13 protein-coding genes are annotated in these 14,981 nt (G+C 72.6%); 10 read left to right on the top strand and 3 right to left on the bottom strand.

The genetic code is table 11. The features are described from left to right. Positions 1–14 precede the first annotated feature (14 nt). Both IT371_26660 and IT371_26655 read left to right on the top strand, forming a co-directional pair. On the top strand, positions 15–581 hold the full coding sequence (locus tag IT371_26660; protein MCC6751263.1) for a hypothetical protein: 567 nt from the start codon (positions 15–17) through the stop codon (positions 579–581). Then, positions 578–1,342, top strand: a complete 765-nt coding sequence (locus tag IT371_26655) for an SDR family oxidoreductase (GenBank protein ID MCC6751262.1) — start codon at positions 578–580, stop codon at positions 1,340–1,342. Before IT371_26660 ends, IT371_26655 begins: the two co-directional genes overlap by 4 nt. Positions 1,343–1,370: 28 nt before the next feature. Here IT371_26655 and IT371_26650 read toward each other — a convergent pair whose 3' ends face one another. Together IT371_26650 and IT371_26645 are read right to left on the bottom strand one after the other, a co-directional pair. After that, the gene (locus tag IT371_26650; GenBank protein MCC6751261.1) at positions 1,371–2,183 is read right to left on the bottom strand and encodes a TIGR02266 family protein; all 813 of its coding nucleotides are present in this window, start codon (positions 2,181–2,183) and stop codon (positions 1,371–1,373) included. 108 nt (positions 2,184–2,291) lie between these two features. Next, positions 2,292–3,815, bottom strand: a complete 1,524-nt coding sequence (locus tag IT371_26645) for a HAMP domain-containing protein (GenBank protein ID MCC6751260.1) — start codon at positions 3,813–3,815, stop codon at positions 2,292–2,294. A 231-nt stretch (positions 3,816–4,046) separates the two neighbouring features. On the opposite strand from IT371_26645, the gene IT371_26640 reads away from it, so the two are divergent. From IT371_26640 to IT371_26615, 6 genes are all read left to right on the top strand, one after another. Next, positions 4,047–5,231 (top strand): hypothetical protein, encoded by a 1,185-nt coding sequence (locus tag IT371_26640; GenBank protein MCC6751259.1) that lies wholly within the window; start codon positions 4,047–4,049, stop codon positions 5,229–5,231. Between the two features lie 68 nt (positions 5,232–5,299). Beyond that, the gene (locus IT371_26635; GenBank protein MCC6751258.1) at positions 5,300–6,553 is read left to right on the top strand and encodes a DUF4105 domain-containing protein; all 1,254 of its coding nucleotides are present in this window, start codon (positions 5,300–5,302) and stop codon (positions 6,551–6,553) included. 131 nt (positions 6,554–6,684) lie between these two features. Further along, the gene (locus IT371_26630) at positions 6,685–7,827 is read left to right on the top strand and encodes a polysaccharide lyase (GenBank protein MCC6751257.1); all 1,143 of its coding nucleotides are present in this window, start codon (positions 6,685–6,687) and stop codon (positions 7,825–7,827) included. Between the two features lie 91 nt (positions 7,828–7,918). Further along, entirely contained in the window at positions 7,919–8,995 is a 1,077-nt protein-coding gene (locus IT371_26625; protein MCC6751256.1) for a hypothetical protein, read from the top strand. Beyond that, positions 8,992–9,924, top strand: coding sequence for a sigma-70 family RNA polymerase sigma factor (locus IT371_26620; GenBank protein ID MCC6751255.1), 933 nt, complete (start codon positions 8,992–8,994; stop codon positions 9,922–9,924). Before IT371_26625 ends, IT371_26620 begins: the two co-directional genes overlap by 4 nt. After that, the gene (locus tag IT371_26615) at positions 9,914–10,825 is read left to right on the top strand and encodes a hypothetical protein (GenBank protein MCC6751254.1); all 912 of its coding nucleotides are present in this window, start codon (positions 9,914–9,916) and stop codon (positions 10,823–10,825) included. The genes IT371_26620 and IT371_26615 overlap by 11 nt, the downstream gene beginning before the upstream one ends. Here the strand turns inward: IT371_26615 and IT371_26610 are convergent. Next, positions 10,819–12,564, bottom strand: coding sequence for a protein kinase (locus IT371_26610; GenBank protein MCC6751253.1), 1,746 nt, complete (start codon positions 12,562–12,564; stop codon positions 10,819–10,821). The two genes, IT371_26615 and IT371_26610, sit on opposite strands and share 7 nt — an antisense overlap. 402 nt (positions 12,565–12,966) lie before the next feature. Between IT371_26610 and IT371_26605 the strand changes: the two genes are divergently transcribed. Both IT371_26605 and IT371_26600 read left to right on the top strand, forming a co-directional pair. Beyond that, positions 12,967–13,542, top strand: a complete 576-nt coding sequence (locus tag IT371_26605; protein MCC6751252.1) for a C-type lectin domain-containing protein — start codon at positions 12,967–12,969, stop codon at positions 13,540–13,542. A gap of 74 nt (positions 13,543–13,616) precedes the next feature. Beyond that, the gene (locus tag IT371_26600; protein ID MCC6751251.1) at positions 13,617–14,975 is read left to right on the top strand and encodes a radical SAM protein; all 1,359 of its coding nucleotides are present in this window, start codon (positions 13,617–13,619) and stop codon (positions 14,973–14,975) included. Positions 14,976–14,981 lie beyond the last annotated feature (6 nt).

Genomic DNA, 14,981 nt, shown 5'->3' with positions numbered 1-14,981 from the left:
CGAAGGAGGTCTCCATGCGCTTCCGGAGCTTGGTATGGCTCGCCAGCCCGATGTGGCTCTCCGCCTGCAACGGAGGTGGCGCTCCGTTGCCCCCGTCGAACTGGACCCCGGGCGGCTACTACGAGGTCCCCGGCGCGTCGGAGTGGGGGAGCTCCACGAGCGGAGGCGGGGGCGGCATCGACGGGGACTGGTTCTGCTGCAAGGACGCGAACTGCGAGCGCGTCGACGACAGCGGCCTACGGATCGCGGGGAACAAGTGGACGGCCCTCGACGCGCCGGGCTCGACCCTCGACGCGAACGAGGAGTACTGCGAGGTTCGAGGGGTCGCGGGCAGCGTGGAGCAGGGCGCCGGCACGGTCCGGATCCTGACGGCCAACGGCGGGCTCGCCCTGGAGATCACCTACTCCGGCACGGGCGACCGGGTCACCGCCAAGGTCAGCGACGGGTCCTCGTCGCGCGCCGTCACCGTGCCCTGCCTGCGCGTCTCCCCGCCGCGCTCGAAAGGGCCGTGCGTGCAAGACAGCCCCACGCCGCTCCCGGGCAACGGCAGCAGCAGCAACGACCCGCCGCGCGCGCCGTGACGCGCGAGCGCCCCGCGCCCGCGCCCGGGCCCGACCTCACGGGGCAGGTGGCCATCGTCACCGGCGCCACGCGCGGGATCGGTGCGGCGATCAGTCGCTCGCTCCTCGAGGCGGGCGCCGCCGTCCACGCCATCTACGCGCGCGACGAGGAGGCCGCGACGCGCTTCTGCGACGGACTCGGCCCGCTCGCCGAGCGCGTCTCGCTCCACGCCCTGGACGTCGCGGAGCCGACCGCCGTGGAGAGCCTCTTCGCGGCGCTCCCCGCCCCGCCGCAGATCCTCGTGAACAACGCCGGGATCCGCCAGGACGCCCTCGTGGGCCTGACCTCCCTCGCCTCCTGGGAGCGGGTCCTCGCGGTAAATCTCACGGGCGCGTTCCACCTCTGCAAGCTCGCGGTGCGCGCAATGCTCGGCGCGCGCTACGGCCGCATCGTCAGCCTCACCTCGCCGTCGGGGCATCTGGGTCTCGCCGGCCAGGGGAGCTACGCGGCGTCGAAGGCGGGCCTCACCGCGCTCTCCCGCTGCCTGGCCCTCGAGGTCGCGACCCGCGGCATCACGGTGAACTGCGTCTGTCCGGGCCTGGTCGAGACCGACCTCGTCTCCGGCCTCCCGGCGGAGCGGCTGGCCGAGCTCACCGCGCAGATCCCGCTGCGACGGGCCGCGCGCCCCGAGGAGATCGCGAGCGCCGTGCTCTACCTCGTCTCGCCCGCGGCGAGCTACGTCACGGGCACCACGCTCTTCGTCACGGGCGGCCTCGGCTGACCTGACCCTCCTCCCCGCACGCGACGCGCTACTTGTCGTGGTCGGTCGAGGCCCCTTCCTCGCTCGGAAAGCGGTGACGCGCCGAGATCACGAGCTTGCGCATCGTGCTGAGCACGTCCGCGAGGCGAATGGGCTTGGAGAGGAAGAAGTCCGCACCAGCCGCGAGCACCGACTGGCGCAACGCCTCGCCGCCCGCGCTGACCCCGATGATCGGAATCGTCGCCCACCGCGGATCGGCGCGTAGCTTCCGGATGAGCGTCTCGCCATCCATCACGGGCAGGTAGATGTCGACCATCAGGAGGTCGAAGGCCTCCTGCTCGAGCATGGTCAGCGCCTCGCGACCGTCCCCCGCGTGCGCCGTCTCGAAGGCGATGTTGCCCGCGTGCCGCCGCAGGTGCGCCTCGAGCCCGCGACGGATCAGGTTCGCCACGTGGACGTTGTCCTCCACCACGAGGATGCGCACGGTGGCGGAGACGACCACCGACTCGTCCCCCGCGGCGATGCGCTGCACCAGCTCCCGGATGGCCTGCCACTCGGCCTCCTTCTTCTGGTCGAACTCGACGCCGACCGCCTGGTCTTCCCCCTCGGCCGGCTGGACCCAGCGCACCACGCCGCGCAGAGCAACGGTCGTCAGGAGCCCCGGGAAGGAGAGCAGGAGCTCCACCTCCTCGCCCGCGACGAGGGAGCGGCTCGTGCGGATCATCGTCCCGCCCTGGCTGATGTTGGTGGTGTAGTCTTGCAGGAAGCCGTCGAGGCTCCCGTACTCCACCTTGAGCACCAGGTTCGTTCGCGCGTGGATGCGACGATCGTCGTCGCTGTCGCCGGACGAGTCCTCGGTCACGTTCCCCTTCGCGCCGCCGGACTCCACGGCAGGCCGTTCGGACCTCCGCCCCCCTCTGGCCGGGCCACCCTTGCCCAAACGCCTCCGCCGAGGATTCATGCGCTCTTCCTAGACCTCTCCCACTCTATCCCGCCCCCCCGAAACAGGCAAACGCACGGTGAAGGTCGTGCCCGTTCCAGGCGTGCTCTCCACGGCGATCCCGCCGCCGTGCTCCTGCACGATCTGCTGCGTGAGCGCCAGCCCCAGCCCCGTCCCGCCTTCCTTGGTGGAGAAGAAAGGTTCGAAGACCCGCCCGAGGTGGACGCCGTCGATCCCGGGGCCGGTGTCGGCCACCCGCACCTCCACCGCGCCCTCCTCGGCCGCGGTGGTGACCCGCAGCACCCCTCCCGTCGCTGCCATCGCCTCGCCGGCGTTGCGCACGAGGTTCAGAAAGGCCTGCCGCAGCTGATTCTCGTCGGCCTGGATCGTGGGCACCCCGCCCGGCGCGTACTCGAGCTTCACGCCGCGACCCGCCAGCTCGCCGGACATGAAGGAGAGCAGGCTGCCCAGGATCTCGTTCACGTTCTCGGTCTCGAGGTTCGGCTTCGGCAGGCGCGCGAAGGCCAGGTACTCCTCGGTGATGCCAGTCAGGCGATCCACCTCCTTGCGGATCGCGCCGCAGAGAGCCCGCGCCTCCTGGCTCGCGTCGGGAGCGAAGGCGGTCAGCTCCTCCTCGAGCATCTCGGTGTTGAGCGAGATGGAGCTGAGCGGATTGCGCACCTCGTGCGTGATGTGCGAGGCGAGGAGCCCCGCGGCGGCCATGCGCTCGCTGCGGATGAGGCGTTGCTCGCGCTCCTCGACGGCGGAGGCCATGTGGTTGAACTCGGCGGCCAGCACGCCGAGCTCGTCGTCGGAGGGGACGTTCACGCGCCCGGCGTAGTCCCCGCTCCCGATGCGCTTGGTCCCCTCCACGAGCGTGCGGAGCGGGCTCAGCGTGCGACGCGCGCGCAGGGTCACCGCGAGGCTGACGAGGAGCACCAGGAGCACCAGCGCCGAGCCGGCCCAGACGGTGGCGCGCTGATCGGCCTCCACCTCGAGGGCGGCCGCCTCGACCTCGCCGCGCAGAAGGTACCGCAGACGCCAGATGCGGCTGCCGAGCTTGCGCTCCTGCCCGAGCAGCGCCTCCCCCACCTGGCGCAGCTGCCACCCCTCCCCCCCCTGCGCGCCGAAGAGCCGGTCGAAGCGCCCCTCGTGGCCGGCGAAGGCCTGCTCGAGCTCGCGCAGGCTGGTCTCGATGCGCCGCAGCACCTGGACGTCGCGATGACCCGCCTGCGCCGCGAGCGTGCGGTGCACGAGTTGACGCGCCGCACGCACGCGATTCAGCCGGTACTGGCGGGCCAGCTCCACCTGACGTTGCACGAAATCGGAGATGCCGCCCCCCGCGGCCCGCTCGGCCACGGTGGTGAGCAGGTTCCCCTGCGTCACGTGCAGCTCCCCGAGGAGCAGCGTCAGGCGCAGGTAGCTCCGGTTGATGAGGGCGAGCTGCTCGCGCACGGCCTGCATGCGGTAGATGGCGAAGCCCATCACGCCGCCGAAGGCCAGCATCAGCACGAGGAAGCCGCCGAAGATGCGGCCCGAGATCGACCGGGGCATGCTGGCCACGGTTGTACCGCGCAGAGGCGCGAACCGCCAATCGCCGTCGGGTGTGCGGGCTCTGCGCCGGTGTGACGCCGGTGCCACAAGGCTGCGGGCGGCCCGCCGCGTAACACCTGGAGGAAGCGCGACGGCGACCCGGCGCGAGCGGTGGCACACGGGTTGCTCCTTAGCAGTGAAGGCCGCGCGGTGGAGGCAACGATCGGCATGGGTCGAGCGCCAGAGAGAAGGATGCCTCGCGCTCTGGCGGCCTCGGTGGCCCTGCACCTGCTGGCCGTGCTGCTCTGGCTCGTGACCCCCGAGGGCGAGCCTGCCGCCGTGACCCCCGACGCCGTGACCGAGGTCGTGCTCGAACCGATGCGCTCTCACGGGACGCGCCCCGGCACCGCTCGCACCCTGCTCGCCCCCGCCGACCCGGTGCCCCGGCCGAAGACCGCGGCGTCCGAGCGCGCCGTGCGCTCCTCGGGTGCGAGGCCTCGCGGAGCCGCGCCGCCCAGGACCCGTGCCACCCGCGAGCCCGGGCGCGGCCAGACCGAGGGCTCCCACCGTGCCGGCCCACCGCTCGACCCGTGCCTCTTGCGCATGCGGGGCTGCGATCGCCCGTCGGGCAGCGCCGCACAGGCCCCCGCCTCGCGCCACGTGGGAAAGGATCGACTGGCCACCTTCCGCCCGCGTCACCCGACCGACGCGACGGCCAGGGCCCCCGCGGTGACCACGCGCGAGCGCCTCGACGGGCTCGAGCTGGCGCGCTACGAGGACGGCGGCCGCCTGCTGCGAAACCTGGGCGACCGCGAGCGCCCTCCGGGCCTCGGCGAGGTGGGGCTCCTGACGCTCGCCACCCTTCCCTTCGGCGGCTCCACCGGGCGTCAGGCCTGCGACCCCTATCGGCAGCTGCCGCGCAGCTCCGAGCGCCTGCTGGTGCTCTTCGTGGACACCTCCGGCTCGATGCAGCAGCAGAAGAGAGCCCCCGCCGCGGTGATCTGCGCCGCCGGCGCCGCGCTCTCGGCCCTCTCGCGCCGCTATCCGGTGGCCCTCGTCAATTTCTCCTCGGAGAGCATCCTGCTGCGCCCCACGAAGCAGGTGGACGAGCTCCACCGCCTGCTCACCCTCCAGCAAAAGGGCCAGACGCGCCTGCCGCGGCCCAGCGACCTGGCCCTCCGCCACTCGCTGCCCAGGGACTACGTCATCGTCACCGACACGGGGATCGAGAACCTCGCTCAGGTGCTGCCGGCGTACCGGCGCGCGATCGCCGCCGACGCGCGAAACCGCGCGCTGGTCTTCGTCGTCGGAGAGGGGAGCGACAAAGAGGAGCGCCTCCTCGCGAGCGCCGGCTTTTCGCTCGAGGCGGTCGAACGCTCCGGCCAGGACTTCGCCACCTACGCGCTGAAGACGCTGCGGCGCTTGCTCTTCCGGTGACCTCGCGCGCCGCGGAGAGCGGCACACCGCCTGGCGCCGCCCGAAGCCGGCGTGCATCATAGAGATCGATGGTCTCGCGGCTCTCCTTCCACGCCACCGGCGCGACCGCCGCGCTCGTGCTCGCCCTCGGAGCGCTCGCGCGGCCGGCTGCCGCCGCTCCCGAAGCCGTGCGCGTGGAGCTCCTCACGATGGGACGCGGGGAGGACCTCTACACGCGCTTCGGGCACGCCGCCTTTCGCGTGCGGGGCGGCGGCCACGACGACGCGGTCTACAACTACGGCTACACGGACTTCGGCGCCCCGGGCCTGATCTTCGATTTTCTGCGCGGCAAGGCACGCTTCTGGGTCGTGGCGGACAGCTACGCGGCGACGGTGCGCTATTACCGGCGCGAGAACCGCGGCATCCGGCGCATCCCGCTCAACCTGACCGACGCGCAGCACCGCGCGCTCGCGAGCCGCCTGGCGCGAAATCTCCTGCCCGAGAATCGCACCTACACCTATCACCACTACCTCGACAACTGCACCACGCGCCTGCGCGACCTCCTCGACGACGTGACGGGCGGCGCGGTCGAGCGGCAGCTTCGGGGCCGGCCCACCGGCTATACCTTCCGCGACCTCACGCGCGAAGGCTTCGCCGGGCGGCTCGAGGTGCTGGCGCTGAGCGAGCTCCTCCTCGGCCGCGCGCTCGACCGCCCCGTGGACGCCTGGACAGGGGGGTTTCTGCCGATGTTCCTCGAACCCGACCTGGGCAAGGTGCAGGTCGGCGGGCGCTCGCTCCTCGGGCCGGTCGACGTGCTGCACCGCCGCGTGGGTCCCGAGGCCAATCAGGGAAATCCGCTCGCCGGCGTGACGCTCCTCGGGCTGACCGCGGGAGGCCTCGCGCTCCTCGGCGCGCTCGCGCTCTATCTCGCGCGCAAACGTTCGCGCTGGACGGGGCTCTGCCTCGTCCCGTCGGCGCTGCTCGTGGGGCTGAACGGCCTGCTCGTCTGGAGCCTCGTCCTCTTCGTGAAGCTCCCCGAGATCCGCGAGAACGAACTCGCGCTGCTGCTCTGGCCGACCGACCTCCTGCTCCTCTGGCCGGCGGTACGGCTGCTGCGCGGACGCCTCTTCGTCGGGGCACTGCTCCGCGGGTATCTGAAGGCCCGCCTCGCCGGGGTGGCGCTGCTCCTCCTCGGACACGCGGTGGGGCTCCTGCACCAGGAGCCGCGCCTCTGGCTCCTCTTCGGGCTCGCGCTCGTGCCGGGGTGGCTCTGCCTGCTCCGGCTGCCGCGGACGCTCGAAGCAGAAGGCCCGCTCCCCTCCGCGACCGCCGTCGAGGCGTAGGGCCGGGCCCCGGCCTCGGCCCCGGGATTTCAGGCCCTTGTGAGATAACCGCGGAAATCGTCGCCCCGCCGCGCAAAAAAACCAGGCCGCCCCGCACTTCCCTTTCACAGCGAGCCATCGAAAGGGGATCCATGACGCGACGAAATCCGGCCTCTCGCAGACCCCTCGCCCGAGGAGGGCACCCGACGGAGGACCGGCCCCGCGCCGGGCTCGTGTCCCTCGTCCTTTTGGCCCTGCTCGGACCGGCGGCCTGCTCGAGCCAGCTCGCGGGGGGTCCGCTCGACGACGGGGGCCCCTCCGAGTACCGAGGTCACGACTCCGACGGCAAGGGAAAGGGGTGCCCCTGCAACGGGCGGACGCCCAAGTACTGCGAGTGTCGACCCGACAGCGGCGCTGTGCCGAGCGCCGACCTGGCCGCGCCCGCCGCGGACCTTGGCGCGCCGGGCGCGGACCTCGCCACGGTGAAGCGCGACAGCGGCGTGGCGACGGATACTCTGCGCGTCGCCGACGCGCGCGTGGCGACGGACACGACGCGCCCACCGACCGCCGACTCCTCCGCGCCCCCTCCCGGCGGCACGACGCCGCTCTGGCACGCGGACGCCGACAGCAACGGCATGGCCGCCTGGAAGAACCAGCAGGAGGCCTACCCCGATCGTCTGGACCTCGTGACCGACCCCGAGGGCCGCTTCGGCAAGGTCTACCAGGCCAAGCTCGTGGACGGGGACCGCTACACCGACGGAAAGGCCCGCTGCGAGCTCTACGGCTCGGTCCTGCCGAACGGCACCTACTTCAAGTACGTGGAGGGCGACGACCTCTACTTCGGCTGGCGCACGCGCATCAACGCCGGCATCGCCTTCCGCTCGAGCGGCAACGGCGGGAATCTGACGCAGTTCAAGGGCGACTCGTCGTGCGGCGGCCCGGCCATCGGACTCACCTTCTACGACGGCAAGGTGAGCGTGCGCTCGGAGCTCTACGGCGTGATGTGGTACGGCCCGAGCGTACCGGCCTTCGCCGGCGCGTGGCACGACCTCGTCTTCCACATCAAGTTCTCCAAGAGCCAGAGCGTGGGGTTCGTCGAGCTCTGGCTGGACGGCGTGCGGCAGACCTTCAAGGACGGCAGCACGCAGTACCGCATGCCCACGATGTGCCCGGGCGACGCGTACGTCTATCTCAAGATGGGGCTCTACCGCAGCTCGGAGCTCACCGGCACGGCCTACCACTGGATCGAGAGTCCGCGCATCGGCACGTCGTTCGCGTCGGTCGTGCCCCGGTAGATCGCGGCGCGCGCGCCTGCCGAGGAGGCACGGTCGGACGAAGGGTCCCTTAAGGGTGAACTCTCGCCGGAAAGGCGCTACGATCGCGAGCGTGCACGACCCTCGACGGCGAGCGCGACTGATCGGACGCTGGGGGGTGCGCGCGCTCCCTCTTGCGAGCGCGACCTGGCTCGCGGCCTGTCAGCTCTCGCTCCCGACCCCCTCCGGGCTCGCCCCGGCGCGCGGCGACGGAGGTCTCGACCACGGGGCGGCGCAGCGCGACACCCGCACCACGGACGCGACGCAGCCCTTGCCGCACGACGCCGGAGGCGACGCCGCGTCTGGCGGCGCGTGGAAGGCGGTCACGTCTTCGGTCTCCGAGTCGCTCTACGGCCTCTGGGGAACCGACGCGTCGAACCTCTGGGCCGTGGGGGCCGGCGGCGTGATCCTGCGCTGTCAGGGCGGGAGCTGGAGCCGCGCGACCTCCCCGACGAGCGCCGCGCTGCAGGCCGTCTGGGGCGACGGAGCGGGCCACGCCTTCGCCGTCGGCGCCGGGGGCACCATCCTCGCGCTCCAGGGCGAGAGCTGGCGCGCCGAGGCGAGCCCCGTCACCACGGATCTCACCAGCGTGTGGGGGAGCTCGCCCTCGAGCGTCTGGAGCGTCGGGTCGGGCGGCGCGATCCTGCGCTACGACGGGACGAGCTGGACGCGCGCAACGAGCCCCACGACGTCGAACCTCCTCGGCGTCTGGGCCTCGAGTTCGGGCGACGAGGCCTGGGCCGTGGGAGAAGGGGGGACGATCCTGCGCCACGGCAGCGCGCCCGGCGCCTGGGTCCCGGACGCGTCTCCCTCCGGCAGCACGCTGCGAGCCGTCTGGGGGCGCTCCGCGGAGCGCGTGTGGATCGTCGGTCACGGCGTGATCCTGACCCGCAAGGCCGGCGCGTGGGACAAGCTGAACCCCGCCTTCACGGCCAAGCCCTTCCGCGCCATCGCCGGCCGCGCGCTTCCGTCCCTCGAGGACGACGTCTGGACCGTGGGCAGCGACGGCAACCTGGCGCGCCTGCTCGGCGGCACGTGGGCCCCACAGCCGAGCGGCAGCAGCGCCACGCTGCACGCGCTGTGGATCGGCGCCTCGGGGGAAGGCTGGATCGCCGGAGGGGGCGGCACCCTCCTTCAGTACCGGCCATGAACGCCCGCGAAGCCTCCTCGAACCTGGCCTCGCGCGTCTCCGCTCGCCTCGACGAGGCCGCGCGCGCCGAGCTGGCCCATGCTCCGGAGCTCGTGGAGTCGCTCGAGGCGGCGCTCCGCGAGGGGGTCGCCGCCTGGCCCGCGGTCTCCGTCGAGCTCGACCGCTTCTGCGCCCATGTGGCGGCCCGCTTCCCCCGCGACTCCGCCCTGGCGCGTCTCCTGCCGCGCTGGCGCCTCGGCGACCTCTACCTGGCCTTCGCCTGCGCCGAGGGGAGTCCGGCCGCGCGTGACGCGTTCTACGCGGAGTTCGTCCCGCGCCTTCGCGCCACGCTGCGCCAGCTGCGTCTGGGCGCAGCGCTCGCCGACGAGCTGGAGCAAGAGCTCCTCCTGGAGCTCTTCGTGGGCCGCGGCGGTTCGCCTCCGCTCCTCGCCGGCTACTCCGGCCTCGGGCACCTCTCGACCTGGCTTCGCGTGGTCGCCGAACGCACCGCTCGCCGGGGCCTCGGGCACGAGAAGCGGCACGCGAAGCTGGCGCAGGACCTGCTCGCCGAGGAGCTCTGTCGGGACGCGGCGAATCCGACCCTGAACCTCGCCAAGGCGAAATACCGCGAGCCGTTCCGCCGAGCCCTGCTCCGTGCGCTCGAGGGGCTCGCACCGAAGGAGCGGGCGCTGCTCCAGCAGCGCTTCGCCGACGGCCTCGGGCTCGAAGAAATCGCGGCCACCCAGCGCGTGCACGCGAGCACGATCCATCGCCGCCTGGAGCGCCTGCGCCAGACGCTGCTCGAACGCACGCTGGCCGGCCTGGCAGCGGAGCTCGAGATCCCCACCGAGGAGTGCTCCACCATCGTGCGTCTGCTTCAGGGGAGCTTCGAGGTGTCGCTCCGCTCCTTCTTCCGTGGACCGTCCGAGAGCAACGACGATGCGCCGTAGCCTCGTCGCGCTGCTGTTCGGCCTCGGCCTGGCCTCGAGCGGGCCGAGCGCCCTCGGCCAGCCTGCGGCGTCAATGACGGCCGAGTCGCTGCTCCGGCGCGCCGTGACCCGGGTGGCCGACGGCTCGTTTCGGGAGGCGCGGGCTCTGCTCGGGCAGGCCCTCACCCGGACCCGGGAGAGCGCCACGCTCGGGCAGGTCCACTTCTATCTGGGACTCATCGCCGCGGCCGAGGACCGGACCGAGGAGGCGCGCCTGAGCTTCCGTCGCGCGCTGAGCCACGCGCCGCACCTTCGCGCGGACCCGCACCGCTACAAGCCCCAGGTGGTGGCCCTCTTCGACGAGGTCCGACGCGCGCTGGCCGCCGAGCGCACGCTGGCCGCCGAGCGCGCGCTGGCCGCCGAACGCGCACCTCGTGCCCATCGCACCGAAGCGCGCCCCCGCGCTCCCGCTGCCGCCAAGGCCCCGCCGAAGAGTCCACCACCCCCTCGCGACGCCGCACGCCCCGCCCGCCGCCGGATCTGGACCTGGGTGGCGGGAGCGGCGGCGCTCGCCAGCGCGGCCGTGGCCATCGGCGTGGGTCTGGCCGCGCGGAGCGACCGGGACGCGGCCTGCGAGCTGCTCGCCGAGCCGAGCCTGCCCTGCGCCGAGCGGACCCGCTACGCCACGCCTGCCGCGCCGAGCCGCTACGAAGAGCTCCACGCCTCCATGGGGCGCAAGCTCGTCGGCGCGAACGTCGCGTGGGCCCTCGCGGGGGTGCTCACAGCGGGCGCGGTAGTGCTCTTCTGGCTGGAGGGACGCACGGAACGGGCCGCCTCGGATCGACCCCCCTCCGCCCGCGCGTGGCGCGTCCTCCCGCAGCTCGGTGCGGCTAGCGGCCTCTCTCTCGACCTGAGCTACTGATTCGCGGCCGACGCGCGCTCGAGCGCAAAGCGTACGCGCGCGTTCTCGCCCGGCTCGAGCACGACCCGCCGCGCGGCGGAGCGGTAGCCCGCTCGACGCAGCTCCACCCGGTGGACTCCCGCGGCGAGGCCGCGCAGGGTCAGCGCCGTCTGCCCCACCATCCTGCCGTCGAGGTACACGTCCGCCCAGAGGGGCGCTCCCCCCTCGGCCTCCTTGCTTTGCACGAGCAGGGTGGCCTGCCCCACCGCGCTGCGAACCACCGCGCTCCGCCGCGCCGTACGCACCCGCACGCGCGAAGGATCAGACACGGGCGGCTCCGGTCGGGGCTCGACCGTTCTCTCCGCCGAGACCGCCGGTCGCTCCCGCTCGACGGCCCCTCGCACCCGCGCGTCGGTGATCGTTGTCGCTGTCGCTGTCGTTGTCGCGGTCGTTGTCGCGGTCGCGGTCGCGGTCGTTGTCGCGGTCGCGATCCGCGAACCAGGTGACCTCTCGCCGTCGACGGGACGCGAGCCGAACCTCCACGCCATGACGGCCCCGAGACTCCCGAGTGCGACGACGCCCAGCGCCAGGACCCAGCCCCGCCGGGCCCGCCGCCCTTGCGACGCCGTCGAGCTCCGCAGCTCGGGCGGCGCCGCTCGGGCTCTCCCTTGCGCCTCGCGCACGGCGGAGGCGAACTCCTCCGCCAGCTCGCCCATCGAGGCCTGCCGCGCGGCCGGGTCCTTGCGCAGCGCCCGCCAGATGACCCGCCGGATGGGGCGCGGGATCGCGCGCCAGCTATCGACCTCCTGCACCTCCCCGTGCGCCACGTGCGCGAGAATCTCCTCGAGCGAGCGCCCGACGAAGGGCGAGCAGCCGGAGAGCGCCTTGTAGAGCGTGGCCCCGAGGGAGAAGATGTCCGCGCGCGCATCCGCCTCGGCCGACTGACCGAGCGCCTGCTCCGGCGACATGAAGCCGGGGGAGCCGAGCACCGTGCCGACGCGCGTGAGCTGCCCCTTCCAGCCCCCGGGCGCCTCGCGCGCGAGCAGGATCTTCGAGAGGCCGAAGTCGAGGAGCTTGACCCACGGCCCGCTCGCGTCGCGTCGACACAGAAATAGATGACTCGGCTTCAGGTCGCGGTGGATCACCCCCTGCCGGTGCGCGGCCTCGAGCGCCGAGGTCACCTGCCTCACGATCTCCCCCACCTCGACGAGGTCGCGCAGCGGTCCCTCGCGCCGCAAGCGCTCCGCGAGCGATTCGCCCTCGAGCAGGTCCATCACCATGAAGGGCGTGCCGTCATCCGAGTGGTTGAAGTCCACCACGTCCACGATGTGCGGGTGCGAGAGGCGGCTCGTGACCTCCGCCTCGCGCCGCATACGCGCGATGGCGTCGCGATTCTCGACCCCGGGTCCCGAGAGGAACTTCACCGCGAAGCGCTTGGGGAGCCGCGTGTGGGAGGCCTCGTAGACCTCTCCCATGGCCCCCTTCCCGATGAAGCGCGTGATGACGTAGGTCTGGTGCAGCACCTCGCCGCGACGGTCGCGCGGGCCGTCCCCCGCGCGCTCGGCGTCGTCTTGCGCCTCGTCGGTCTGGAGCGTGACCGCCACCGAGGAGGCCTCGGCGAGCGCCGCCGCACCGGCGGAGGTCACGAGCCAGCGGCAGTCGTCGCACTCGGCGAGGTGCGCCGCGACGCGCTCGTCCTGGTCCGCGGGAAGCAGCCCCTCGACGTACTGGATCGCCTGGTTCTCGTCGAGGCAGCGCATGGCCCGAAGGCTACTCTACCGCGCCTCTCGCGCCTCTCGCGCCTGCGCCCCGGAAGCGACCCCGACCCCGTGAGTGCGGTGCGGGCTCCGCAGGAGATCTCCATACTTCCACGTCGCGCGGCCTACATGCGTGGGAGCACCGCTGACCTGCGCGGCCAGGTTGCCCGCCTCAGGTCAACATATTGTAATCAAAAGCCTCATTCGGGCCTTGCATTGGGTCCGACCGCCGTGCTCTAGTGCACTGCAAACAAGAGGTGGCACTTCATGGCAACCGCGCGCCTCGTCGGAGGGCGGCCGGTAGCCGGCGTGTTATGCAGTCTCGTCGGGCTGACGGCTGGCTGTATCTCTGGAGAAGTCTCGCAGGACCCGGTGGGGCGCCTGAAGCCCCGCCAAGATGCTCGCGTGAATCCGCCACCACCGGCTACGCCCGACGCGGCGCGGCCGGTACAGACGCCCATCGAGCCCGCCCCCGACCTCGGGCGGCCCCCCGACGCCCGCACCCCCGACGCGCCGCAGCCGGACGTCGGGCCGCCGAACCCGTGCGTGGGGCAGGAGTTCCCCTTCAACGGGCACTGCTACTCGATGCTCGGCTACAAGTGGATCGACTTCGCCACGGCCAAGGCCATCTGCGCGCAGGTCAAGGCGCAGGTCGCGAGCATCGGCTCGGCCGCGGAGAACGATTTCATCTTCAGCCTCATGCCGCTCTTCGTGCAGTCGGCGTGGATCGGCCTCGAGCGCAAGCCGGGGAACCTGTCCGAGTTCACCTGGCCGAGCGGCGAGCCGGTCACGTTCAAGAAGTGGACGCCGGGCGAGCCCAACAACTCGAAGGGGATCGAGCAGTGCGCGATCATGTTCGGCGCGTACAAGAACGATCCGTCGCTGCACGGCAAGTGGAACGACGTCCCGTGCGTCGAGCCGCCCCGCGATTCGGTGATCTGCGAGCGCGTCCCGCCCGCCACGCCGCCCACCGGCCCCTGACCCTCCGCTCACCCCGCCCCTGACCCTCCGCTCCCGGGCGGTGCTATGCTGCGCCTTCGTCGATCGCGCAGCCAATGCACGAACCACCCACAGCCACCCGCTTCGACGGTGATCCCGAAGGCCTCGCGCGCACGCCGACCGAGGCGGATCGCGCTGCGCCGCACCCGCTCTACTGCATCTGGGAGCTCACGCTGCGCTGCGACCTCGCCTGCCGCCACTGCGGGTCGCGCGCCGGCAAGGGGCGCGCCGCGGAGCTCTCGACCGAGGCCTGCCTCGCGATCGTCGAGCAGCTGGCCGAGGTAGGCGTCCGGGAAGTAACGCTCCTCGGCGGCGAGGCGTATCTACGAACCGATTGGCCCACCATCGCGCGCGCCATCTCCGAGCGAGGGATGATCTGCGGTCTCCTCTCGGGGGGGCGCAATCTGACCGCGGAGCGCGTCGGCCAGGCCGCCGACGCCGGGGTACGCACGATCTGCATCTCGCTCGACGGGCTCGCGCGCACGCACGACGCGCAGCGGGGCGTCGCGGGCTCCTTTCGGGCAGCGCTCGCCGCCTGCGAGAACGTGGTCCGGCGGGGCCTCTCCCTCGTGAACAACACGCAGCTCAACCGGCTCTCGGCCCCCGAGCTCCCCGCGCTCGGGCAGCTCCTCGCACGCCTGGGCAGCACCGGCTGGCAGGTGCAGCTCAGCGTGCCGATGGGGCACGCCGCCGACCGACCGGCCTTCCTCCTGCAACCCTACGAGCTGCTCGAGCTCTTTCCGCTGCTCGCCTGGGTCAAGCAGCGCATCCTCACCCCCGCGGGGGTCTCGCTCTTCCCCGGCAACAACGTGGGCTACTTCGGGCCCTTCGAGGCGGCGCTGCGCTACGGCGGCGAACGAGGCGCGCACTGGACCGGTTGCCAGGCGGGAGAGTGGGTGCTCGGCATCGAGGCCGACGGTACCGTCAAGGGCTGCTCGTCCCTCCCCTCGGAGAGTTACGGCAAGGGCTCGCTTTCCACCGCGCGCCTCGCCACCTTGCTCGCCGAGACGCCGGGGTTCGCCGCGCTCGCGCGACGCGGACGCGAGAGCCTCTCCGGCTTCTGTCGCGACTGCTACTACGCCGAGATCTGCCGCGGCGGCTGCTGCTGGACCGCGCACTGCTTCCTCGGCGCCCCCGGGAACAACCCGTACTGCATCCACCGGGCCCTCGAGCTCGAGAGCCGCGGCCTGCGCGAGCGCGTCGTACGCGTGGCGCCCCCGCCCGGGCGGCCCTTCGATCACGGTCGCTTCGAGCTGGTCGTGGAGCCCGCGGAGGACTCCTCCGGCGAGCCCCGGATCGGGCCCCGCGCGCCGTCCATCGCCGGTTTCCCGCTCGACGACGCGCTGGCGCTCACGCCGGAGAGCCCCGGCGCGTGGCCCGCGGAGACCCTCGAGGCCTGGCTCGGCATTATTTGAACGACG

The organism is Deltaproteobacteria bacterium (assembly GCA_020848905.1).
In the GTDB taxonomy this organism is placed as follows: Bacteria; Myxococcota_A; Polyangia.
This window is presented reverse-complemented; position numbering and strand designations above follow the sequence as displayed.

What these genes read in the sequence shown, in the direction of transcription:
- IT371_26645 (MCC6751260.1), bottom strand. Translation starts at nt 3,815, where the DNA reads ATGCCCCGGTCGATCTCGGGCCGCATCTTCGGCGGCTTCCTCGTGCTG.
- IT371_26620 (MCC6751255.1), top strand. Translation starts at nt 8,992, where the DNA reads ATGAACGCCCGCGAAGCCTCCTCGAACCTGGCCTCGCGCGTCTCCGCT.
- IT371_26660 (MCC6751263.1), top strand. Translation starts at nt 15, where the DNA reads ATGCGCTTCCGGAGCTTGGTATGGCTCGCCAGCCCGATGTGGCTCTCC.
- IT371_26640 (MCC6751259.1), top strand. Translation starts at nt 4,047, where the DNA reads ATGCCTCGCGCTCTGGCGGCCTCGGTGGCCCTGCACCTGCTGGCCGTG.
- IT371_26610 (MCC6751253.1), bottom strand. Translation starts at nt 12,564, where the DNA reads ATGCGCTGCCTCGACGAGAACCAGGCGATCCAGTACGTCGAGGGGCTG.
- IT371_26600 (MCC6751251.1), top strand. Translation starts at nt 13,617, where the DNA reads ATGCACGAACCACCCACAGCCACCCGCTTCGACGGTGATCCCGAAGGC.
- IT371_26615 (MCC6751254.1), top strand. Translation starts at nt 9,914, where the DNA reads ATGCGCCGTAGCCTCGTCGCGCTGCTGTTCGGCCTCGGCCTGGCCTCG.
- IT371_26630 (MCC6751257.1), top strand. Translation starts at nt 6,685, where the DNA reads ATGACGCGACGAAATCCGGCCTCTCGCAGACCCCTCGCCCGAGGAGGG.
- IT371_26635 (MCC6751258.1), top strand. Translation starts at nt 5,300, where the DNA reads ATGGTCTCGCGGCTCTCCTTCCACGCCACCGGCGCGACCGCCGCGCTC.